General features: G+C 60.7%; 20 protein-coding genes. 11 read left to right on the top strand and 9 right to left on the bottom strand.

The window, feature by feature from the left end:
• Positions 1-58 precede the first annotated feature (58 nt).
• The 3 genes from FIU93_RS06350 to htpX all read right to left on the bottom strand — a co-directional run bounded on the left by FIU93_RS06350 (position 59) and on the right by htpX (position 4463).
• Positions 59-1816 carry a heparinase II/III family protein gene (locus tag FIU93_RS06350; RefSeq protein WP_208984644.1) on the bottom strand — a complete coding sequence of 586 codons (1758 nt, stop codon included), beginning with the start codon at positions 1814-1816 and terminating at the stop codon, positions 59-61.
• A gap of 128 nt (positions 1817-1944) precedes the next feature.
• A complete protein-coding gene (gene rsmB / locus FIU93_RS06345) occupies positions 1945-3321 on the bottom strand; it encodes a 16S rRNA (cytosine(967)-C(5))-methyltransferase RsmB (protein ID WP_152505096.1) in 1377 nt (458 codons plus the stop codon).
• Positions 3322-3485: 164 nt separating this feature from the next.
• Positions 3486-4463: a zinc metalloprotease HtpX gene (htpX, locus tag FIU93_RS06340; RefSeq protein WP_062491241.1), complete on the bottom strand. Its 978-nt coding sequence runs from the start codon at positions 4461-4463 to the stop codon at positions 3486-3488.
• A 156-nt stretch (positions 4464-4619) separates the two neighbouring features.
• On the opposite strand from htpX, the gene FIU93_RS06335 reads away from it, so the two are divergent.
• Positions 4620-4883 (top strand): DUF1674 domain-containing protein, encoded by a 264-nt coding sequence (locus FIU93_RS06335; protein ID WP_023002557.1) that lies wholly within the window; start codon positions 4620-4622, stop codon positions 4881-4883.
• Between the two features lie 67 nt (positions 4884-4950).
• Here FIU93_RS06335 and FIU93_RS06330 read toward each other — a convergent pair whose 3' ends face one another.
• Positions 4951-5607 carry an SGNH/GDSL hydrolase family protein gene (locus FIU93_RS06330; protein WP_075282704.1) on the bottom strand — a complete coding sequence of 219 codons (657 nt, stop codon included), beginning with the start codon at positions 5605-5607 and terminating at the stop codon, positions 4951-4953.
• 311 nt (positions 5608-5918) lie between these two features.
• On the opposite strand from FIU93_RS06330, the gene FIU93_RS06325 reads away from it, so the two are divergent.
• The 5 genes from FIU93_RS06325 (at position 5919) to FIU93_RS06305 (ending at position 12734) form a co-directional block, all read left to right on the top strand.
• Positions 5919-7154, top strand: a complete 1236-nt coding sequence (locus tag FIU93_RS06325; RefSeq protein WP_062486136.1) for an aminotransferase class I/II-fold pyridoxal phosphate-dependent enzyme — start codon at positions 5919-5921, stop codon at positions 7152-7154.
• A complete protein-coding gene (locus FIU93_RS06320) occupies positions 7151-9895 on the top strand; it encodes a DNA translocase FtsK (RefSeq protein WP_152505095.1) in 2745 nt (914 codons plus the stop codon). Before FIU93_RS06325 ends, FIU93_RS06320 begins: the two co-directional genes overlap by 4 nt.
• Before the next feature lie 84 nt (positions 9896-9979).
• Entirely contained in the window at positions 9980-10627 is a 648-nt protein-coding gene (locus FIU93_RS06315; RefSeq protein ID WP_023002553.1) for an outer membrane lipoprotein carrier protein LolA, read from the top strand.
• Positions 10628-10646: 19 nt separating this feature from the next.
• Positions 10647-11609, top strand: coding sequence for a hypothetical protein (locus FIU93_RS06310; protein ID WP_055660152.1), 963 nt, complete (start codon positions 10647-10649; stop codon positions 11607-11609).
• Positions 11610-11738: 129 nt separating this feature from the next.
• Entirely contained in the window at positions 11739-12734 is a 996-nt protein-coding gene (locus FIU93_RS06305; protein ID WP_152505093.1) for an LLM class flavin-dependent oxidoreductase, read from the top strand.
• Here the strand turns inward: FIU93_RS06305 and FIU93_RS06300 are convergent, their stop codons facing one another.
• A complete protein-coding gene (locus FIU93_RS06300; protein WP_286202409.1) occupies positions 12735-13346 on the bottom strand; it encodes an NAD(P)H-dependent oxidoreductase in 612 nt (203 codons plus the stop codon).
• A gap of 279 nt (positions 13347-13625) precedes the next feature.
• Between FIU93_RS06300 and FIU93_RS06295 the strand changes: the two genes are divergently transcribed.
• The 4 genes from FIU93_RS06295 (at position 13626) to FIU93_RS06280 (ending at position 16830) form a co-directional block, all read left to right on the top strand.
• A complete protein-coding gene (locus FIU93_RS06295) occupies positions 13626-13886 on the top strand; it encodes a PepSY domain-containing protein (protein ID WP_075282756.1) in 261 nt (86 codons plus the stop codon).
• A gap of 2 nt (positions 13887-13888) precedes the next feature.
• Positions 13889-14542, top strand: coding sequence for a cytochrome b/b6 domain-containing protein (locus FIU93_RS06290; protein WP_055660156.1), 654 nt, complete (start codon positions 13889-13891; stop codon positions 14540-14542).
• Positions 14539-15072: a helix-turn-helix transcriptional regulator gene (locus FIU93_RS06285; RefSeq protein ID WP_152505091.1), complete on the top strand. Its 534-nt coding sequence runs from the start codon at positions 14539-14541 to the stop codon at positions 15070-15072. The genes FIU93_RS06290 and FIU93_RS06285 overlap by 4 nt, the downstream gene beginning before the upstream one ends.
• A 171-nt stretch (positions 15073-15243) precedes the next feature.
• Positions 15244-16830, top strand: a complete 1587-nt coding sequence (locus tag FIU93_RS06280; protein ID WP_173017282.1) for an arylsulfatase — start codon at positions 15244-15246, stop codon at positions 16828-16830.
• Between the two features lie 108 nt (positions 16831-16938).
• Here the strand turns inward: FIU93_RS06280 and FIU93_RS06275 are convergent, their stop codons facing one another.
• From FIU93_RS06275 to FIU93_RS06265, 3 genes are all read right to left on the bottom strand, one after another.
• Positions 16939-17145 (bottom strand): DUF1737 domain-containing protein, encoded by a 207-nt coding sequence (locus tag FIU93_RS06275; protein ID WP_023002545.1) that lies wholly within the window; start codon positions 17143-17145, stop codon positions 16939-16941.
• Between the two features lie 17 nt (positions 17146-17162).
• Entirely contained in the window at positions 17163-18047 is an 885-nt protein-coding gene (locus tag FIU93_RS06270; RefSeq protein ID WP_152505090.1) for a CoA ester lyase, read from the bottom strand.
• A gap of 416 nt (positions 18048-18463) precedes the next feature.
• On the bottom strand, positions 18464-19363 hold the full coding sequence (locus tag FIU93_RS06265) for an EamA family transporter (protein ID WP_152505089.1): 900 nt from the start codon (positions 19361-19363) through the stop codon (positions 18464-18466).
• 203 nt (positions 19364-19566) lie between these two features.
• Between FIU93_RS06265 and FIU93_RS06260 the strand changes: the two genes are divergently transcribed.
• On the top strand, positions 19567-20028 hold the full coding sequence (locus FIU93_RS06260) for a GNAT family N-acetyltransferase (RefSeq protein ID WP_152505088.1): 462 nt from the start codon (positions 19567-19569) through the stop codon (positions 20026-20028).
• A 72-nt stretch (positions 20029-20100) separates the two neighbouring features.
• Here FIU93_RS06260 and FIU93_RS06255 read toward each other — a convergent pair whose 3' ends face one another.
• A complete protein-coding gene (locus FIU93_RS06255; protein ID WP_173017281.1) occupies positions 20101-21150 on the bottom strand; it encodes a DUF2125 domain-containing protein in 1050 nt (349 codons plus the stop codon).
• Positions 21151-21192: the final 42 nt, after the last annotated feature.

The following is a 21192-nucleotide window of genomic DNA, read 5'->3' as shown; positions in this document are numbered from 1 at the left end:
GGGGACGGTCCGGGAGTTGCCGTCGCCCTATCACGTCTTCAGCAAAAGCGGAAGGTCTCTATTCTTCCAGCGGGAGTTCGTCCGGCTCGTCAAAATCGCTGGTGCCGCGCCGGCTGAGTTTGGCCGTCGCCGTCTTGCGGAACTGCCACCCCACGGAGGGGGCCTCGAGCACGGCACCGGAGATCACGATCTGCTCGGTCTTGCGGTGGCCGTAGACATCCGAAAGATAGATGCTTTCTTCCAGCATGACCTCGGTCCCGGGCGCTTCGAATTCCCAGGCTTCGCCGTCCCGGCACACCAGGAGCACCGCTGATCCGCCGCGGATGAGCGAGCTGCGCAGGCCCGGATGCAGGTGAAAGCGGATTGCGTAGCGGTTTTCGCTGTCCACAGGGCCGATTGCCGAAAACGTGTCGATGCCGTCCAGCACCGTGCCGTCGCCTGCAAGGCGAATGTCACGCTCATGCAGGACATGGAACTCGCTGGCATAACCATCATGCGAGGCCGTGATCCGGCTGCCGGCGGCATCGTCTTCCCGTTCAACCGGCACCCTGACCGGACCGGACAGGATGGGTGCGCCCAGAATATGCCCGAACGGCCGGTTCGACAGGAACCGGCAGGAGGACGTATCCTCGATCACCGCCGTGGAGTGGGCAGGCGTCGAGCGGCTGACCCGGCGCCAGGCCGGATTGGACTTGGGCGAGACGCCGCAATTGACCACGATCCGGTTGTTGCCGGAGGAGAATTCGAACGAAAGACAGCCTGCATGAGCATCGCCGGAAACGCCGATGGCCGGGGCAGGGCCGGTGTCGATCAGGACAACGGAATTACCACCGGTTAAGCGCTGATAGCCGGAATGCGGCGCATTCTGCGGTGGGGCGCCCCGTGCATCGTCATAGGCAAGGATGGTGGCGACAAGGTCGCTCGGCGTCGAGCCCATGCCGTTGAAATGGGCGAGGGCCCCGTCGCCATGACGGAAGAAGCGCAGCAGTGGCATCATCCGGTCCACCGACTGCACCATCGCCGGCGGAACCTCCAGCCCTTGCGCTACGAAGGCCTGACGAACCGGCAGCAGGTCCGCGAGAATGTCGATCAGCGCTTTCGGGTTGCGCGAGATATGGCCGCCATCGGGCAGGATCTGGCGTGTCAGCTCCTGATCGAGACGCCGGATGCTCTGGCGTGCAAAGCGGCCCTGTCCGGCCATGGAAATACAGGCGGATGCCATGGCGAGGGCGGCATGCAGGCGCTCGACGCCGTCTTCCGTTTCATTGATGGTCTGGCGCAGGTAACGCACCTGGCGGGCCAGCGACCGCACGAAACTGCGGTAGAACTCGTGATCGCCGTCCTGAAGAATGAAGGGCGAATGCGCCAGCCAGGACAGAATGCGGCGGGTCACGACCGACGCTTCCCAGCCGATGTCGTGCCAACGACCACAGAACTTGATCCAGTCCTCCACCAGCGCCCGGGCATTTTGCCGGGAAATCTGGCTGTCGGCGGCGCGGAGGTCCCGCATCCAGCCGAAGCTGTGAAGCTCACGCTGCCAGTCTTCGTGAACGGCCTGAAGCTCGAACGGAGATCTGCCTTGCGTCTCCACCAGATGGCCGGAGAACAGGAACCGGCCGCCGTAGATATCGGCAGCATTGGTCGCGTCGGCAGTGCGCAGATCCTGCGGCGCGATGAGCAGGCGCGCAGGCACAGCCGAAAACGGCTGCATGCGGAACAATGGCCCGCCATGCATCCATTTCAAGGAGCGTTGCCAAATATGCAGGGCCACAAGCCGCCAGATGCGGCTTCTTTCACTCAGGCTTGCAGTATTCACCAAACCATCTCCAAAACTGATGGTTTCTGCGCGTTTATGGGGAATCTCCGGTGTCTAATTCAGGAAACGAACCATTAAGGTTAGCATTTCATTTAAAGAATCATTGCAAGTGAACAGTTTATTCCGCGTTAAAACCGGCGGAACCTTGCGGCAAAAAAGCCGTCCATGCCCTTGCTTACCGGATCCACGGCAGCGCTATGGCAGGGCAGACAGCGAAGATAGCCTTCATTTGTGACACATTCGGCAAGGCCGCCCACCTCTGAGGCCTCGACCGGAACCAGTTCGATTTTTCCGGCCTGGCGCTCCAGAAAACCGGCCACCTGGGCTTCGCCTTCCGCCGCTTCCAGCGAACAGGTACAATAGACGACCAACCCACCCGGCTTGACCCAGCCCATCACCCTGTCCAGCAACTCGCTCTGGATTTCCGTCAGCTTTTCAATGTCGTAAGGCTTCTTGATCCAGGGCACATCGGGGTGCCGGCGGATCGTGCCTGTCGCGCTGCAGGGCGCATCGAGCAGGATTGCATCAAAGAGCTCTTCCGGCTCAAAGGCCCGCAAATCCGCCGCAACCGTTTCAACACTCAGGCCAAGCCGCGTCATGTTTTCTTCAAGACGTTTCAGGCGCGCCTTTGAAATATCGACCGCGGTTACGCTTGCACCCACGGCCGCCAATTGTGCGGTCTTGCCGCCCGGTGCAGCGCAAAGATCGGCAACACGCAAACCCTTGACGTCACCAAGAAGCCGGGCGGGAAGCGCCGCGGCGGCATCCTGCACCCACCACTGGCCGTCGCCATAGCCCTCAAGTGCATCGACAGCGCCCTTGCGCACGAGACGGATGCTGCCCGCACCCACAATCTGGCCGTCCAGCTTCCGGGCCCATTCTTCCGGATCCGCTTTCACCGACAGATCCAGTGCCGCTTCGCTTTCGTGAGCCCGCGCGATCTCGCGCGCTGTCTCCACGCCATAGGCTGCCTGCCAGCTTTCCATCAGCCAGTCCGGCGTGTTCAGCACCGCCGGATCGAGATCACCGGTCACTTCGTCCCGCTCGCGCCCGAGCCGGCGCAACACGCCGTTGACCAGGCCCTTGTAGGGACGAGCCCGGCGGTCGAGACCGGCATGATCTACAGCAAGAGAGACGGCAGCACGGTCCGGAATGTCGAGAAACAGCATCTGGGCAATGGCCACATGCAGGATATCCAGGATCCGGCCTGTCTTTTCCGGGATCGGCCGATCAAGCAACCGATCCAGGATTTCAGCGATTTCACCCCGGTGGCGCAAGGCTGCGCCAATGATTGCGCGAACCAGCGAACGATCGTTGCCGGCCAGCGCGCGAAATCCGGAGTGGCCGGACGTGATATCCAATTCGCCATCGAGAGGCCGTTTCTTGTGAACGACATTGCCAAGAATATCGGCAGCCACCTTGCGTGCGGCAAACCCCGGCTTTTCTGCCTGTTCGGGTGCCGGTTTGCCTGAAGGCTTCTGTTTGTTGTTCGGCCGTTTGGTCAAGGATCAATCCATTCACGCGCCCGGCCCTGCTGTTACGGCCGGTATCAAAATCAAGCGCCGCAGACCGGTCTGCCGGTCGCGGCGCATCTGGTCATACTAAAGCCGGGTGGTCATCCGGCAAAGTTGTTTTTGTCAAAGAAGCTGACGTTCCGGGGGACTGTGGCCTATCCCCACGGCCCTTTTGGACGGCGAGGCGCGGAGGACGGCCCCGTCGGACCGGCGCCGCTCCACGGGCCGGCCTGCTGTGGAGCCTGGCGGGTAAACGACATGGGACCGCTTCTGCCGCCCCTGCCACCGGTGCCCAGACCTGCATCCGACAGCTTACGCAGTTCGTCAATCCGGTTCTGGGTGTTCGGGTGAGTGGAAAACAGATTGTCCATCCGCTCGCCTGACAGCGGGTTCATGATGAACATATGTGCGGTTGCCGGGTTCGCTTCCGCGTCCGGGTTATGGATGTGCTCCACCCCGCGCGAGATCTTCGCAAGTGCTGAAGCCAGCCACATGGGTTCGCCGCAGATCTGGGCGCCCATCCGGTCGGCCGCATATTCGCGCGTCCGGGAGATCGCCATCTGCACGACCATTGCCGCCAGCGGTGCCACGACCATCATCAGGATAACCCCGACGATGCCCAGCGGATTGTTGCGGTTGCCACCGAAGAAGAAGGCAAAGTTGGCCAGCATGGAAATCGCACCGGCGATTGTCGCCGTGATCGTCATGATCAGCGTGTCGTGGTTCTTCACATGGGCCAGCTCATGGGCCATCACACCGGCAATCTCCTCGGGCGTCAGCATGTCGAGCAGGCCCGTCGTTGCCGCCACGGCAGCGTTTTGCGGGTTGCGGCCGGTCGCAAAGGCATTCGGCTGCGGATTGTCGATGATGTAGACCTTGGGCATCGGCAACTCGGCATTCTGCGCCAGCTGCCGTATCATCCGGTAGAACTCCGGCGCTTCGCGCTCACCCACTTCCCTGGCATGATGCATGCGCAGGACCATCTTGTCCGCGTTCCAGTAACTGAACAGGTTCATGGCGGCTGCAATAAGCAGCGCGATCAGCATGCCCGACTGACCGCCGATCATGAAACCGATCCCCATGAACAAGGCGGTCATCCCCGCCAGAAGCATTGCCGTGCGAATGTAGTTCATCGCCGCTTGTTTCCGTTTCTGTCCTGTTTTCGACTGCTTGCAAGAAGGCGCATAATGGCCTTTGTATCCGTCCAACAGATGGGGAGTGCTGCCATTCTTGGCAAGATTACCTTATATACGCCAGACAAGACTGCAATCTGAACGACCCGAAGAGCCATGACAGAAACACCGGACAACCCGACGAGCCGCTACAGCCAGAACGAGGCTCCTTCCCTGAAAACCAATGTCGAGGAAGCTCCGAAGCGGAAATTCGAGGACTTGCCACCGGCAGCACAGCGCGCCCTGAAGGAAGCCGAAGAACGGCGCAAGGAAATCGACGCAAGACAGCAGAACATGGCCGAAGAAGTCAACGGACGTGGCGGCCTGGAACCCACCCGCTACGACGACTGGGAGATCAAGGGACTGACCTCGGATTTCTGAGGCAATGTTCAGCCGGCCGGCCTGTCGGAGACAGCTCTAACCGCGGCAGGCAATCCAGTCTGCCAACTCAGTTTGCCAACTTGCGCACTTCCGCTGCCACTGCCCTGGCGAGATCGGCCTGCGGCTCCGCATCGAAATGGACGGCATCAACCGGGCTGGCGGAAATCACCGTTCCTGTATCGAAGAAAGCTGCACCATATTCAGCAGCTTTCTCCCGGTAGCAGGCGGCCAGGCGATGGGATTCCGTGACGCTCTGTTCGCTGAACTGTGCCACGAAGGGTGTGCCTGCCAGCGGTGCCAGTGGTGGCGGTGACATCAGCAGCACCTTTGGCGCCCGGCCTTCGACATCGTCGGTTGGCCTGCGGGCAAAATCCAGGAGGCGTCCCATGGCAATCGCGATCGTTTCCGCGTTCATGCCGAAACGGGCCTGAAGGTCGTTGGTGCCGAGCATGATGATCAGAATGTCGATCGGCATATGCGTCTTGCGAACGGTGGCCAGATGCGCAAGACCGTTCTTGTCGCCCTTGACCGGATCCTCGAACACGGTTGTTCGGCCGTTGACGCCTTCTTCGGCCACATAAAACCCGTCACCCAGTTCTTTCTGCAGAAGCCGGGTCCAGCGGATGTCGTGGCCGTACCTGGATTTGTCGACCGGATTGAATCCCCAGGTGAGAGAATCGCCGAAGCAAACGACACTTATCGGATTTTTTGTTGTTTTCGACATCGTAGAACCTGTCCAGGTAGGCGCACTTTGAAAAAGGTCAGGCATATTTCATTTCTGCCGACCGCGCCGATGCCTTCAATTTCTACAGAGTCTTCGTTGACGATCAAGGACTTCCGGGCAATTCCCGCCAACCAAGGACGGAGGGGTGAAATTGTCCCTATGGACAGGTCAGATGCCCGGGCAGGCAGTGCGGGAAAATCCGCAACCATTTGCAGCATTTCCTGTGCCCTGCCCCGCTTGGTTAATAAGGGATTTACCACACCGGCTATAGGGTCTGAGCAAAGTTATGCGTAACGAGTGCCGGATCATTCATGCTTGCCAGCAAAAAAGCCTATCAGCGCGGTGTGTCCCTGCCGAGCTCCAATCCGTTTCAACGCCTTGCCGAACTCCTGAGCGGCGAGACGCCGGGGCTCGACCCGATTGTCATGACGATTGGCGAACCGCAACACGCCATTCCTGATTTTACCGCGGAAGTTCTGGCTGAAAATATGGCCGGTTTCCGCCGTTATCCACCGATCGACGGCTCGCCTGAATTCCGTTCGGCCGTCGCATCCTGGCTGGATCGCCGATACAATCTGGGTGGGTTGATCGACGCCGACCATGGTGTGCTGCCGCTGAACGGGTCCCGCGAAGGACTTTCCTTCGGCGCCATTGCCGCGCGTGATCAGCTGAACAAGGGCCTGGACCACCCTGTGGTGATTCTGCCCAACCCGTTCTACCAGACCTATGCTGCCGCAGCGCATGTCGCCGATGCGGAGGCCGTGCTGCTCGACGCGGTTGCGGGAAACAATTTTCTGCCGGATCTCGACAGCCTCGATGCGGAGCTGCTGGAAAGGACCGTCGCCTTTTATGTTGCCTCGCCCACAAATCCGGAAGGGTTTGTGGCCGATACCGCCTATTGGCAGCGCCTGATCGGTCTCGCCCGCAAGCATCGCTTCTATATTTTTGCAGATGAATGCTACTCGGAAATCTATCGCGAGACGCCGCCAATCGGCATTCTGGAAGCGGCCAGGGATCTGAATGAAGAGCAGGGCGGCGGCTTTGCCAACATCATCGTCCTCAATTCTCTGTCCAAACGCTCCAACCTGGCGGGTCTGCGCTGCGGCTTTGCGGCAGGCGATCCCGAGTTCCTGAAAAAATGGGCGAAGTTCAGAGGCCTTGCCGCACCGCAGGTGCCGCTGCCGGCACAGGCAGTTGCCGTCCGGGCCTATCAGGACGAATCCCACGTCATTGAAAACCGCAGGCTCTACAACGAAAAATTCGAAGCTGCCGAAAAACACCTCGGCCCGATCCTTGGGCCGGTCACGCCTGACGCCGGGTTCTTCCTGTGGCTGGATATCAGCCGCTGGGGCGACGCCGTTGCGGTCACGAAGGCACTCTGGACCGAAATCGGGCTCAAGGTGCTGCCGGGCAGCTACCTTGCCTCGGACCAGTCGGACGGCAGCAATCCGGGGCGGAACTATATTCGCATCAGCCTGACGGCTCCTCTTGAGCAGACAGAGATCGCTCTGGAGCGTCTGGCAAAATGGTTGGGGGACAAGGCATGAGGCGGGCCAGCGCAGTTCGCGGCAACGGCCGCAGATCTTCGGTTGACCTTCTGGACACCGAGAGCCCACTGAAGCGGTTCATCCGGCGCAATCTTGTCGGGGCCGCGGGCCTCGGTATCATTGCGCTGGCGGCAATGCTCGCGGCAAGCCTTGCCACCTGGTCCGTCAGCGACCCGAGCTTCAATCATGCCACCGGTGGCCAGGTGCGCAACGCCCTGGGAACACCGGGCGCTGTTCTTGCAGACATTCTGATGCAGACCATCGGCCTGGCGACGGCCGTCTTCCTGATTCCTCTGGTTCTGTGGGGCTGGCGGCTTCTGACCGGCCACGCGCTTGGCATCGGCCGCAAGCGCCTGGTCTACTGGCTGATCGGCACAAGCCTTGCCGCAGGAGCCCTGGCGTCGCTGCCGGTTCCCGAAAGCTGGCCGCTGCCGACCGGTCTCGGCGGCTTTTTCGGCGACACCGTTCACCATTTGCCTGCGCTCGTTACCGACAACATGACAAGCGGCGCCGCCACGATCGTCGGCGTGCTTGGTCTTGGCGTACCGGCTATCCTGTGCCTGCTGGCAGCTGCCGGTTGGCTGGGCAGCATCGGCGCTCCGTCCGAACGGATCGAGCCTGTGGCCGGCCCTGTCGGTCACGGCAAGGCCGCCGAGCATGAACTCGACTTTGACGACGACGATGGCGAGTCCCGCATCGGTATCTTCATGAGTGCCTTCGTCGGCCAGATGGAGCATTTCGGTCTTCAGGCTGCCGCACAGGTGCGCCGGTTGACCGGGCTGAAGCGGAGCCAGGCCCAGGACGAAGAAGAATACTGGGACGAGGATGAGGACGACACCGACTACGAACCGGAAGACACCCGCCAGGGTAGCCGCCTGAAGGCATTCCGCAAGGCCCTCGCCGGCCGGCTGATGCCGCAAGATGACGACGGCCTGGACGACTTCTACCAGCGTGGCCGTCATGCGGACGACGGAGACGAACCCTACGCGGAAGAATACTACGACGAGGAAGGCGACACCTTCGAGCCGGACGATCTGATGATCGACAAGGGCCCCGTCAACGGTCGTCCTGCGGTCCCGGTCGGCATTGCCGCGCCGGAGGCTCAGCAGGCACCTGCGCAACCGGCAACGAACGGCCGTGTCATCCCGCAGGCACCGCGTCCAAAGCAAAGCAAGCGTGCGATCGAGGAAGCCCAGCCATCCTTCCTCGGAGCCCCGGAAGAGTACGAATTGCCTCCGCTGCGGCTGCTGGCCGAGCCGAAAGTGGCCGGCAAGGTGCCGGGCCTGTCCGCCGATGCGCTGGAACAGAATGCCCGCATCCTGGAAGGCGTGCTTGAGGATTTCGGCGTTCGCGGCGAAATCATCGAGGTTCGACCCGGTCCGGTCGTGACCCTGTACGAACTGGAACCGGCACCTGGCATCAAGTCCTCGCGTGTCATCGGTCTTGCGGACGACATCGCCCGCTCGATGAGCGCGATTTCCGCCCGTGTGGCGGTGATCCCGGGCAAGAATGCCATCGGTATCGAACTGCCGAATGCCCGTCGCGAGACGGTTTACCTGCGTGAACTGCTGGCCGCCCAGGACTTCGAAAAGTCCAAGGCCAAGCTGGCGCTGGCCCTGGGCAAGACCATCAACGGCGAAAGCGTTGTCGCGGATCTGGCCCGCATGCCTCACCTGCTTGTGGCCGGTACCACCGGCTCGGGCAAGTCGGTCTCGATCAACACCATGATCCTGTCGCTGCTCTACCGGCTGATGCCCGAGCAGTGCAAGATGATCATGATCGACCCCAAGATGCTGGAACTGTCGATCTACGACGGCATTCCGCATCTGCTGACACCGGTTGTGACCGATCCGAAGAAAGCCGTCGTCGCCTTGAAGTGGACCGTCCGCGAGATGGAAGACCGCTACAAGAAGATGTCCAAGATGGGCGTCCGCAACATCGACGGCTACAACACCCGCATCAAGCAGGCGCTGGAAAAGAACGAAACATTCACCCGCACCGTTCAAACCGGCTTCGACCGCGACACCGGCCAGCCGATCTACGAAGAAGAGCAGCTGCCGCTCGAGGCGATGCCGTATATCGTCGTCATCGTCGACGAGATGGCCGACCTGATGATGGTGGCCGGCAAGGACATCGAAGGTGCTATCCAGCGGCTGGCTCAGATGGCCCGTGCCGCCGGCATTCACCTGATCATGGCCACGCAGCGGCCGTCGGTGGATGTCATTACCGGCACCATCAAGGCCAACTTCCCGACCCGTATCTCCTTCCAGGTGACGTCGAAGATCGACAGCCGCACCATCCTGGGTGAAATGGGCGCCGAACAGCTTCTGGGCATGGGCGACATGCTCTACATGGCCGGCGGCGGGCGCATCCAGCGTGTGCACGGGCCGTTCGTCTCCGACGACGAGGTCGAGGATATCGTCAAGCACCTGAAGGTTCAGGGCACGCCGCAATATCTGGAAGCCGTGACCGAGGAAGATGACGAGGCCGAAAGCCCCTACGACGGTGGCGGCGGACTTGCCGGCGGCGACGAGGGCAACGATCTGTACGACAAGGCGGTCGCCATCGTGCTGCGCGACAAGAAGGCGTCGACCTCCTATGTGCAGCGGCGCCTTTCGATCGGCTACAACCGTGCTGCTTCGCTGATTGAGCGGATGGAAAACGAAGGTCTGATCAGCGCCGCCAACCATGCCGGAAAACGCGAAATTCTCGTGCAGAACGGCGTGGAAGAAGATTTTTGATGGTAAACTGCCAAAGCTTTGCCACACACGCTCCCTAGCTAGGGGGAAACGTGTCACACAGAGAACGATTTAGGACATTGCATCATGCTGAAACGCTTCGCTTCCCGCCTGATCAAACCTATGCTGGCAGCTGGCATTGCTGCGGCTCTGTCCCTGTCGGCACTGCTGCCCGCCGCGGCGCTGACCGAGCAGGAACAAAATGCCCTCAGGGATCTCAACTCCTATTTCAACTCGGTGAAGACCATGCATGGCGACTTCATCCAGTTCGGTCCTGACGGAAACCAGTCCGACGGCAAGTTCTACATGGCCCGCCCGGGCAAGGTGCGCTTCTACTACAACAAGCCTTCCGTGCTCGACATTGTGGCCGACGGCAAGTCGGTGTCCGTGCGCGACCGCAAGCTGAACACCCAGGACATCTGGCCTCTTGGCCAGACGCCGCTGCGCTTCCTGCTGTCCGATGACATCGACCTGCAGAAGGACACCAACGTCACCAACGTTCTGGTGGAAGAAGACCTGATCACCGTCACGATCCTGGACAAGACCAAGTTCAACTCCGGTACGCTGACGCTGATCTTCGATGCCAAGGACTACGCATTGAAGCAGTGGACCGTTACCGACCAGCAGGGCTACGACACCTCCGTTGCGGTCTATAATGTTGTGTCCAACGGCCCGACCAATCCGGACCTTTTCAAGATCGATTATCTGGCCAACGCCCGCCAGAAAAACAACTGACAGCCCGGCTGGCCCCAGCATGACGGAAACGGCCGGCCGGCGCGCACTCGTCTTTGACCTGCTTGAGGCCTATTGCGCCCGCAAAGGCTACCGCCTGACGGCGGGCGACGGCCATGGCCATGCCGGCATGGTCGAAAGCCCGTCCGGCAAGCGCTGGTTCTTCAAGGGCACAAGGTTCGACCTCAACACGCTCGGCGCAGCGGAAATCGCCACCGACAAGGCCTATGCCGCGTCCTTTCTGAAGGCCGCGGACCTGACAGTGCCGGACGGACTTCTGGTTTTCGCACACGACATCCGCACGAGCCGAACTGCGCCGCAAGACCTTCTGGATTTTGCCGGGAACCAGGGGTTCCCGCTTTACGTCAAACCGAACTGTGGCCGGGAAGGGCGGGACGTAGTGCGGGTCGACACCAGTCACACCCTTCAAACGGCCCTGCAAACCCTCGCCAAGAGCAACGACCAGCTGCTGGTGCAACCGGAAATCCGCGGACAGGAACTGAGAATTATCGTTCTGGACGACGATGTGCTGTGCGCCATCGAACGCCATCCGCCTCAGATCACGGGCGACGGTCATCGCAGCATTGCCGAGATCATCGGCGCCGATCCGCGCTTCGACGCTGCCGACCCCCGCCTCGTCCTCGAACTGCAGCAACAAGGGCTGATGCCGGAAACGGTCCCCGCGCCGGGCCAGACGGTCACGCTTCTGCCCGTGGTCAATCTGTCCGCGGGCGGCACGGCCAGAATTGTCACCGGCTCGCTCGCCCCGGACCTTGCAGCCCTTGCCCGCGAGGCCGCACAGACCCTGTCTCTGCGTTATGCCGCCGTTGACCTGATCTTGCCAACTGCGGCCAACGCAGAACCTGTTGTTCTGGAAGTCAACGCCGCGCCAGGTCTCGGCAACCTCGCCCGGCAGGGGTCTGAAGAGACCGCAGTGGTGAAGCATATCTACGAGCGTGTGTTCGAAGCGACATTCGCCGAATAGATCCCGCTGACCTCGGGAGCCCTGCGCGTCTAATCGCCTGGGAAGGCTGCGCCAAAGCAGGCTGCCGACAAAACTTGACCTTGGCGGGTGGGTTTTCAGATCCTACATGGAGCTCCAACGGAGATATCCATGCAGCATTTTTCCCTTCTCGATCTGTCCCCTGTGCCGGAAGGCCAGACAGCGGCCGCGGCTCTGGCAAACACGGTCGATCTGGCGCGGTCCGCGGAACAGGCAGGCTACCATCGCTACTGGCTGGCCGAGCATCACAACATGCCGGGCATCGCCAGCGCCGCAACATCGCTTGTCATCGGCCAGGTGGCGGCAGCAACCTCCACCATGCGCGTCGGCGCGGGCGGTATCATGCTGCCCAACCACTCGCCGCTGATCATCGCCGAGCAATTCGGCACGCTGGCAACGCTTTACCCGGGCCGGATCGACCTGGGCCTGGGCCGCGCACCGGGCACGGACATGGCGACGGCCAGGGCCCTGCGTCGCCACATGGCCGGTGAGGACAGTTTTCCGCAGGATGTCCAGGAGCTGATGAGCTATTTCAGACCCGCTTCTGAAACCAGCAGGGTGCGCGCGATCCCGGGCGAAGGCACGCAGGTACCGATCTGGATCCTTGGCTCGAGCCTTTACGGGGCGCAACTCGCGGCGGCCTTCGGGCTGCCCTATGCCTTTGCCTCTCATTTCGCACCGGACATGCTGGAAGAAGCGCTGGAGATCTACCGGGCAACCTTCCAGCCGTCACCGCAGCTCGCCAGACCGCATGTGATGGTGGCAGCTGGCGTATTTGCTGCCGACACCGACGAAGACGCAGATTACCTGCGCTCTTCCCAGTTGCTCGCTTTCGCCCGGTTGCGCATGGGCAACCCCGGTAAACTGCCCCTGCCGGTGGAAAATGTCCCCGCCGAAATTCCGCCCGCCGTTCTGGCGCAGGTCGAACACGCCCTGTCCTGCTCGGCAACGGGATCTCCGGCGACGATCCGCGACCAACTATCGGCAATCATCACCCGCTACCAGCCCGACGAACTGATGATCACCGGCATGATCCATGATCACGGCGCCCGCGTGAAATCCTTCCAGCTCGCGGCCGACGTCCTGAAGGATCTCGTAACAGCTTAGTCAACCATCAAAGGCGCTTCGACAAATCTGGGCGGTTTCTTCCAGCCAGTCTTGCCGCTGGGGATAGGAGCTGCCCACAACGGGCCTGAAGACGTGGCGCTCGTAATCCAGAGCGCCACAATACGGCAGCACGCACCGGCCCCAGATCAGCTCCAGCGGGTCTCCAAGATCAAGTCGCTCTCGCTCCGCCTCGGTGTCGGACGTGTTGAAGATGACGGCCTTGCGGATCGACAGCAGTCCTTCCGGCAGACCGTCGGCAGTCTGCAGCCGATAGGCAACGCCCGGCACCAGCACACGGTCCATCCAGCCTGCAAGGATCGCCGGCGGTTTGCCCCACCAGTTCGGATGGACGACCAGCAGACCATCGGCGTTCGAAATACCTTCCCTGTGCCGCGCAACAACGGCATCCTCTGAACGGGACAGCACTTCTTCCAGGGTATCGCCGATCGAGTAGGCTTCCTCTGCTGTCAGACAGGGATCGAACTCTTCGGCGTAAAGATCGTGGTGATCTATCTGGTGCCCCTCGGCCTCCAGAGCATCACGCGCCTGTTTCGACAGCGCATGGCAGAAGCTGTTGTCCCTGGGGTGCGCCAGAAGGGAAAAGATGCGCAACGGCCTGTTTCCTTGATGCAAATTGAAAATACCGGCTCGCAAATGTGCCGGAGCAATTCCTGTTCCCCTGACTTCGCAATTCATTTCAGCCGTTTCAACCCTGACAAGACCATTTGCCTGGTTTGACCTTCTGGACGGCTGTCGAAGGATCGAAATCCGCGCGTAAGCATCTGCTTATGATGCCCGGCGTCAGCAGTCCGTCAATCGACCGAAGCCGAGTTTGCGGCCAATCAGGACGAAGACCGCAACGGTCGCAGAAACCTGATGAAGGACACAATCATGCTGAAGAAATCTCTCGCCGTACTTTGCCTCTGCCTTGCTCCGGTCGCCGCGCAGGCCATGCCCGCCGTTGGTGACATGGTCGGCACCAATCCCGAGGAGGCCACCGCGGCACTGGCCAAGGCCGGTTGCACCGTCAAGGAATTCGAAGCTGAGGACGGCAAGATCGAAGCGAAATGCACCGATGCGCAAAACAAGCTTTGGGAAGTCTACATCGACCCGAAATCCGGCAAGGTCACCAACGTCAAGAACGAAGACTGATCATGGGTGCCTCAAACACCCCGCAATCGAACGAGGGGGCGCAAAGCCCCCCCGAATTGTGGGATCCGCTGGTGCGTATCAGCCATTGGCTGATCGCAGTCGCGGTGATTGCCAACGGCCTCCTCAACAAGGCGGGCGGCACCATTCACATCTGGATTGGCTGGGGTGTTCTTGCCCTGCTTGCGCTCCGTTTTGTCTGGGGATTTCTCGGACCGGCGGAAGCCAGGTTCTCCGCCTTTCCACCTGATCCGCGCGCTGCGGTGTCTCACCTGATCGATCTCGTTCGCGGTAGCCCGCGCCACTACCGCTCCCATAATCCCGCCGGAGCGATCATGGTCTATGCGCTCTGGGCCTGCCTTGTGGTGGTAACCGGAACCGGCCTTTACATGACCGGCGCCAAGAGCCCCATCACGATTGCCGAGGAAAAGGCGGCAGTTGCTGCTGGAGACTGGTCGGTGCTCGTCAAGGACGACGATGATGAAAAGGGCGAAGACAGCAAGGTGCTGGGGGAAGCTGCAAAGGAAGTTCATGAAATCGCAGCCAACCTGATGCTGGTGCTGGCCCTGATCCATGTCGCAGGTGTCGCAGTTGAAAGTCGCGCGACGAGGCGTAATCTGGTCCGACCCATGCTGGTTGGCCGGATCAAGGACAAATGACTTTTACAGGGATCAACCTTCGACAGGGGCGGCGGGAGACGACCGCCCTTGCCGCGTTCATGCTGTTGCAGTCCGTTGCCGCGATCTTCTTTGTCGGCGATGCCTTTACCGATCTTGTGACCGACGTCGGCAGCCCGCATTCCATTTTCGAATTCTTTGTCGCCTTCGTGTTGATCGTCGGCATTTTTCTGGCCGGCTGGCAGTTGCGGCTCACCCTGGAAAGACTGCGCAATCAGGAGCGCGCCCTTGGAGCCGCCCGTGGCGATCTTGCCCGGATCATTGACGCCCAGTTTGCCGAATGGGGCCTGACGCCTGCCGAAAGCGATGTCGGCCTCCTGGCCCTGAAAGGCCTGGATCTTTCCGAAATCGCCCAGCTGCGGGGCGCGGCACAGGGAACCGTGCGCGCCCAATTGACCAGGATCTACGCAAAGGCCGGTGTTTCGGGCCGTCACCAGTTCGCGGCCTGGTTCGTTGAGGACCTGCTTCAGGACGGCATTGCGGATAGGGCCACGGTATCCGCTGAGGCCTGAAACTGTTTGGCGACACCAGAACCCGAACATATCCCGGGCAAATCCCGGATAAATCCCGAATACGACCACTCCGTGCATTAGGCGTAAGTACTATCACAGCTTGGCTCATGGCCGTGTTGCGCCTACTCTGCCAGAGGAACTCACCGAGCGTGTTCAAGGGAGACGGGGATCATGTCTTTTCGACATCTGCTTGCAGGCTTGCCCATCGCACTTCTCATGACGTGCACAACGTCCATGGCGCAAGAGTCAAAACCACCAAACATATTGGTCATTTGGGGCGACGATGTCGGTTGGCAGAATGTTTCCGCCTACGGCATGGGCACCATGGGTTACACCACACCCAACATCGACCGCCTGGCGAATGAAGGCCTCCGCTTCACCGATCACTACGCCCAGCCGAGCTGCACCGCAGGCCGTGCGGCCTTTCTGACCGGCCAGTACCCGATCAGGTCCGGCATGACCACCGTGGGTCAGCCCGGGTCGTCGCTCGGTCTGAAAGCAGAATCGCCAACGCTTGCGGAAGAGCTGAAACAGATCGGCTACCGCACGGGACATTTCGGCAAGAACCATCTGGGTGACCGGAACGAGCACCTGCCCACCGTCCATGGCTTCGACGAATTCTTCGGCAATCTCTATCATCTCAATACGCAGGAAGAAGCCGAACAGCGCGACTACCAGCGGTTCGGCGAAGCCTTTTCCGGCAGCCTAGAGGAATACGAGAAGCAGTTCGGAACACGGGGCGTCATACACAGCTTTGCATCGGAAACCTTCGACGATACCGAACAGCCCAGGTTTGGTGTCATAGGCAAGCAGACGGTCGAGGACACCGGTCCGCTCACCCAGGAGCGGATGAAGAACTTCGACGAGGGAGAAGTCATCCCTCTGGCCAAGGACTTCATGAAAAACGCCCAGGAAGCAGGCGAACCGTTCTTCGTCTGGCTGAACACCAGCCGCATGCATCTCTATACGCGGCTGAACGACGAGTGGCGCTACGCCGCAGAAGCCTATACGACCGAAGCCGACTACCACGGCTCGGGCATGCTGCAGCACGATCATGATATCGGCCTGGTGCTGGACTGGCTCGACCAACAGGGCCTGACGGAAAACACCATTGTCTGGTATTCGACCGACAACGGCCCGGAGCATGCCTCCTGGCCTCATGGCGCTACCACCCCGTTCCGGGGCGAAAAGATGACCACCTATGAGGGCGGTGTGCGTGTCATTTCCATGGTGCGCTGGCCGAATGTGCTGGCACCCGGCCAGGTCATGAACGGAATTCAGGCGCACCAGGACATGTTCACCACCCTTGCCGCAGCTGCCGGCATTGAAGACGTGAACGCCGAAGTGATGGCCGAGAAGCAGCAGTTCATCGACGGGATCAACAATCTGGCCTACTGGAAGGGCGAACAGGCCAATTCCAATCGCACTCACATCTTTCACTATTACGAAAGCGTGCTGACGGCGATCAGGATGGGACCCTGGAAATTCCACTTCTCAACCAAGGAAGATTATTACGCCAACCTGGTTCCGCGGACCGTCCCACTGGTGTTCAACATCCGTGCGGATCCATTCGAGAGCTACGATTCAACCGATGGCTACGGGCATCTGATGCAGAAGGTATCGTGGCTTATCCAACCGATGGGCGTGCTCATGGGTCAGCATCTGCAGAGCCTTGCAGACTATCCCCCGGTCCAGGGCGGGGCGTCGTTCAACATGTCGAACATCGTCGAGGACTTCCTGTCGAAGGGGATGCAGTAGCGAACCGAACTTCTTGATCCGACAATGCGAAACGGCCCCGGAACTTTCCGGGGCCGTTGAATTTTCAGCGCTCGCTCAGAGCAACCTGAATAATGGAACCGACTGCGATCAGTAGTCGCCGAGCTTGATGTCCCGGGAGTATTCAACGCCTTCGACTTCCTTTGTCACTGCCTGGCCGCAAATGGTCGCGCCACGCGTTGCGTCGTAGGTAAGCGAAGGAGAACCGGACAGCTGCCAGCCCTTGTTGAGAGCCTGGGTAACCCGGTGGCAGAATTCGCTGTCGTCGATGCCGGTGATGAAGCGGTAGAGTTTCATGAGAGCTCTCTTGTGTGTCAGGTCCGGGCAGCGATGGCGTCGGCGATGGCGATCACCCGCTTGCCCATGTCCGCATGTAGCCTTTCAACCATCTTGCCGTCCACCTGGATTGCGCCCTTGCCCGCATTTTCAGGCTCATCGAACAGAGAATTGATCTTGCGTGCCCAGGCAACTTCCTCTTCCGACGGACTGAAGGCTGCGTGGCAGGGGGCGATCTGTTTCGGGTGGATCAGCGTCTTGCCGTCCATGCCCATGTCGACACCCTGGGCGCATTCGGCGGCGAAACCTTCCTCGTCCTGAAACGCATTGTAGACACCGTCCAGAATGTCGATGCCGCCGGCGCGCGCTGCCGCAACGCAGGTCATCAGCCAGGGCGTCATGGCAGCCCGGCCGGGTGTGAGGCGTGCCCTTGTTTCCTTGGCCAGATCATTGGTGCCCATCACGAAACAGGACAGCCGCACAGCCGGATCCTGACCACAGGCGCCGATGGCGGCGGCATTCAGCATGGCGAGCGGCGTTTCCATCATGGCCCAGAGTTTCAGGTCCGCGGACGCCCCCAGAAGCGATAGCTTGTGAGCAACCATCTGCAGGTCGGCCGGGCCGTTGACCTTGGGCACCAGAATGGCATCCGGATTGGCCTTCACCGCTGCCGCCAGATCGTCTTCGCCCCAAGGCGTCTCCAGCCCGTTGATGCGGATCACCACCTCGCGATTTCCATAGGGACGAGCCGAAACGGCTTCGACGATCTGGGTGCGCGCCATGTCCTTGGCATCGGGAGCAACCGCGTCTTCAAGGTCCAGCAGCAGGCAGTCCACATCCAGCGTTGCCGCCTTTTCCAGCGCCCGGGCGTTGGAGCCGGGCATATAGAGAGCGGAACGGCGGGGTCTTGGCTGTGTTGTCATGGGTCGATCCTGCAAGTCGGGAAAACGGATTTCCGGTTAACCTAGGGTGTGGACTCAAAAATGAAGACGAAATGGCATGAGAAATGGCGAAACCGCGTTAGGAAGGGTGCGCGGAGCGGGCTTTCTGCCCGGTCAAGCACGCTGACGACACGCGGTGAAGCCATTTTCATGTCCTTCGGATTTGACCGGATTGGTCCTCCTCAGCGTTGCGAAAGCTTGAAAATGAACCACATTTCCTGCGCCTCCGCGCCTTGAGGAAGACCAATCCGCCTCAAACCATTTCATCTTCATTTTTGAGTCCACACCCTAGTGGATCGCGGCGGCCAGGGGAATTCGCCGAAGGGGGAACGGCCGCGTTCGTGCACCGGGGTACCGCCAAACGCAGTCGCTGCCGCCGATCACGGGAGTTCGTCTGCCTACATGCTCACCGACGCTTTCTGTCGGCGTTTGAAGATCATGTCCTTTGCGGCAATCACCGCCCCCAGCGTAATCGCCACACAGGCGATGCCAACGGCAGGTGTCAGCGCCCCGAAGCCAAAGGCAATCAGCAACAGGGTGGACAGGAGCGGCGCCGAATAGGCCGCTGCGCCCAGCACCTGGATGTCGCCATGCTTGACGCCGACATCCCAGGTGAAAAATGCAAGTCCGACCGGAAAGGCGGCAAGAGCCAGCACCGATGCCCATTCCAGCGACGATGCAGGCAGGATCGTTTCCTCCAGCGCCAGATGGCAGATACCCGAAAGGATTGCGGTCATCAGACAGAACCCTGCAACGGCTTCGGTCGGCACCGCACCCAGTCTGCGCGACAGCACGGAATAGCTGGACCAGAACAGACACGAGGCCACCGCCGCCCCATAACCGAGCATCGAGCCGGAGGAAAAACCGACACCTTCCCCGCCGGTGATCAGAAGCACTGCACCGGCCAGGCCCAGAACCGTTCCAATGACATGATGCAGACGCAGCCGTTCCCCCGGTAACAGGGCGGAAAACAGCACGATCAGGAGCGGCCAGGTGTAGTTGATCAGATTTGCTTCCACAGGCGGCGCGTTGCGGATGGCAGTGAAATAGAAAAAATGAAAGCCGAACAGGCCGAACGTGCCGAATGCCCAAACGCCAAGCGGCTGCCTGAGCAACCGGGTTCTGCCTGTCGCGATCAGCCAGATCAACGCCATGATGCCGGAGAAGCCGAAACAGAGCGTGTTCAACAGGAACGGAGGCACATTGCCGGAACCGGCACCAAACAGGCCGAGGGTTGCCCACATCAGCACAGCTGTAAGTCCGATCAGCGTCGCCCTCAACTTTTGCTTGTCCGCCATTTCCTGTTCCCGTCTCTTCCGTGCATCGCTCATGGCACGAAATCGCCGCAAGCGAAAGGCCGCAGACCCCGGACAGGGCCTGCGTAGCCGACCGTCAGCAGTGCCGCAGCCATTAATTGATCGAAGTTCTTGATCAGCGAACCCGTTTCGGGACATGGTGGGCCAAAGTCACACTCTTAATCGATTTGCTTTCCGGGGAAATCATGACGACAACGCAAATCAGGGCCCTTCGGCTGGATGATGCTCATAAGCTTGCGCCGCTTATTGCCGAAAATGCTCAGGCGCTGCGGCGCGGTGCACCGCGTCGTCCCGACGCCTATTACGCCGAACGCATTCTGTCGGACAAGACGGCCGAGGTTCTGGGAGCTTTCGAAGGCGACAAGCTGGTCGGCTTCGCAGTTTTCTTCGACCTGCCGGAACTCATTACGGGTCTCAGGATCGGCCAGATGGATGACATCTATGTCCATCCCGATCACCGCAACAAGGGCACCGGCCGCAAGATGATCGAAACCCTGGTCAGCGAAGGCCAGAGCCGCGGATGGCTGCATTTGCGCTGGCTCGTACCGGGCAAGAACACCCCGGCGGTTGCGCTCTACGAAAAGATCGCTGAACCCGATCATCGCAAGAGCTACCTGATCCCGATCGACCGCATCGCCGGCGACTGACCGGGCTTCGCCTTCAGGCAGGTTTCAGTCCGCATACCGCTGTTCAGGGTGCGGACTGAGGCCATCAAGTGATCAGGATCCCACGGGAAACAACGGCGGGATCTGGCCAAGCGGCAGAAAACCGATACGAACCACGCCGCGGTCGACCGAGACCGGCAGCGTGATGGTCCGCACACCGTCGACTTCCCTGGCGGCAGGCTCCAGGCTCTTCACCACATTCTGCAGCAGTGAAAAAGTCTGATCTTCAGGCGGGAACAACGGCTTCACGCTGTCCAGAAGCGCGTCCGGATTGCCGAGGTTCAACTCCAGTGATCCGCTCAAGGTGCCGTCACCCGAAAGCACAAGATTGCCGCTTGCCGTTGCCTTGCCAGCTCCGAGCAGTATCTCGGTAAGCACCAGTTCGACCGGCAATTCTCCGCCCTGCGCCCGCACAAGCGAAACGAGGTCTGCCCCTGCAAGCAGGGCCGTGCCGCCTTCGATACGGGCATGGCTGCGCAGGGAAATCGTCTGCTGAAGTTCCGGCAGAGATTTGAGGCTGAGGTCCTGAACCGTGACGAAACTTTCCAGTGTCGCCGCGCTTTCGGGTTGCTTGCGCAGATGGACTTCGGACTTTTCAGCCGCAAACAGCCCCCGGGCGAGGGCGGTGTCGAACGCTGCTTCCGGTTTGTCGATCACCGCATCGAACGATCCGAGCGCATTGTCGCTGAACTTCACGCTGGCGCGGGCCGTCTGCCACGTCAGGCCACCCTCGAGGCCGTTCACCGGCACCGACATGGCCGCAGGCGACTTTGCCTCGAAGATCACGTGCCACGGATTATAGATCAAGGCGACGGCATTCAGCCCGCCGAGCGATGCGGCTGTTCCCCAGCGGTCGGCCGAACGCATGTCCGCGCAGGAGACCTCATAGCGGAACGGATAGCCGGCAATGGCAAGATCCGCGCAGCTCACATCCAGGCCCTGGTCCGCCATGCGGACAATTTGCCGGTCGAGTTGTTCCCGCAGCACGGATTGCCCATAGAACCAGGCGGCCGACCAGCCAGCAATCACCAGAACGACAGCTCCTGCCAGCAGGATATACCCGCGTCTGGTGGGTTTCGGCGGCTTGGTCTTGATATCGGACACTGGGAGACACTCTCTTCTGGTTCGGGCGATTTCCGGACCGGT

Source organism: Labrenzia sp. THAF35 (assembly GCF_009363595.1).
In the GTDB taxonomy this organism is placed as follows: Bacteria; Pseudomonadota; Alphaproteobacteria; order Rhizobiales; family Stappiaceae; genus Roseibium; species Roseibium algicola.
This window is presented reverse-complemented; position numbering and strand designations above follow the sequence as displayed.

Coding starts and splice junctions, on each gene's coding strand:
- FIU93_RS06305 (WP_152505093.1), top strand. CDS start 11,739: ATGCAGCATTTTTCCCTTCTCGATCTGTCCCCTGTGCCGGAAGGCCAG.
- FIU93_RS06290 (WP_055660156.1), top strand. CDS start 13,889: ATGGGTGCCTCAAACACCCCGCAATCGAACGAGGGGGCGCAAAGCCCC.
- FIU93_RS06330 (WP_075282704.1), bottom strand. CDS start 5,607: ATGTCGAAAACAACAAAAAATCCGATAAGTGTCGTTTGCTTCGGCGAT.
- FIU93_RS06280 (WP_173017282.1), top strand. CDS start 15,244: ATGTCTTTTCGACATCTGCTTGCAGGCTTGCCCATCGCACTTCTCATG.
- FIU93_RS06285 (WP_152505091.1), top strand. CDS start 14,539: ATGACTTTTACAGGGATCAACCTTCGACAGGGGCGGCGGGAGACGACC.
- FIU93_RS06310 (WP_055660152.1), top strand. CDS start 10,647: ATGACGGAAACGGCCGGCCGGCGCGCACTCGTCTTTGACCTGCTTGAG.
- FIU93_RS06270 (WP_152505090.1), bottom strand. CDS start 18,047: ATGACAACACAGCCAAGACCCCGCCGTTCCGCTCTCTATATGCCCGGC.
- FIU93_RS06295 (WP_075282756.1), top strand. CDS start 13,626: ATGCTGAAGAAATCTCTCGCCGTACTTTGCCTCTGCCTTGCTCCGGTC.
- FIU93_RS06335 (WP_023002557.1), top strand. CDS start 4,620: ATGACAGAAACACCGGACAACCCGACGAGCCGCTACAGCCAGAACGAG.
- FIU93_RS06315 (WP_023002553.1), top strand. CDS start 9,980: ATGCTGAAACGCTTCGCTTCCCGCCTGATCAAACCTATGCTGGCAGCT.
- FIU93_RS06320 (WP_152505095.1), top strand. CDS start 7,151: ATGAGGCGGGCCAGCGCAGTTCGCGGCAACGGCCGCAGATCTTCGGTT.
- FIU93_RS06260 (WP_152505088.1), top strand. CDS start 19,567: ATGACGACAACGCAAATCAGGGCCCTTCGGCTGGATGATGCTCATAAG.
- FIU93_RS06265 (WP_152505089.1), bottom strand. CDS start 19,363: ATGGCGGACAAGCAAAAGTTGAGGGCGACGCTGATCGGACTTACAGCT.
- FIU93_RS06325 (WP_062486136.1), top strand. CDS start 5,919: ATGCTTGCCAGCAAAAAAGCCTATCAGCGCGGTGTGTCCCTGCCGAGC.
- FIU93_RS06275 (WP_023002545.1), bottom strand. CDS start 17,145: ATGAAACTCTACCGCTTCATCACCGGCATCGACGACAGCGAATTCTGC.
- htpX (WP_062491241.1), bottom strand. CDS start 4,463: ATGAACTACATTCGCACGGCAATGCTTCTGGCGGGGATGACCGCCTTG.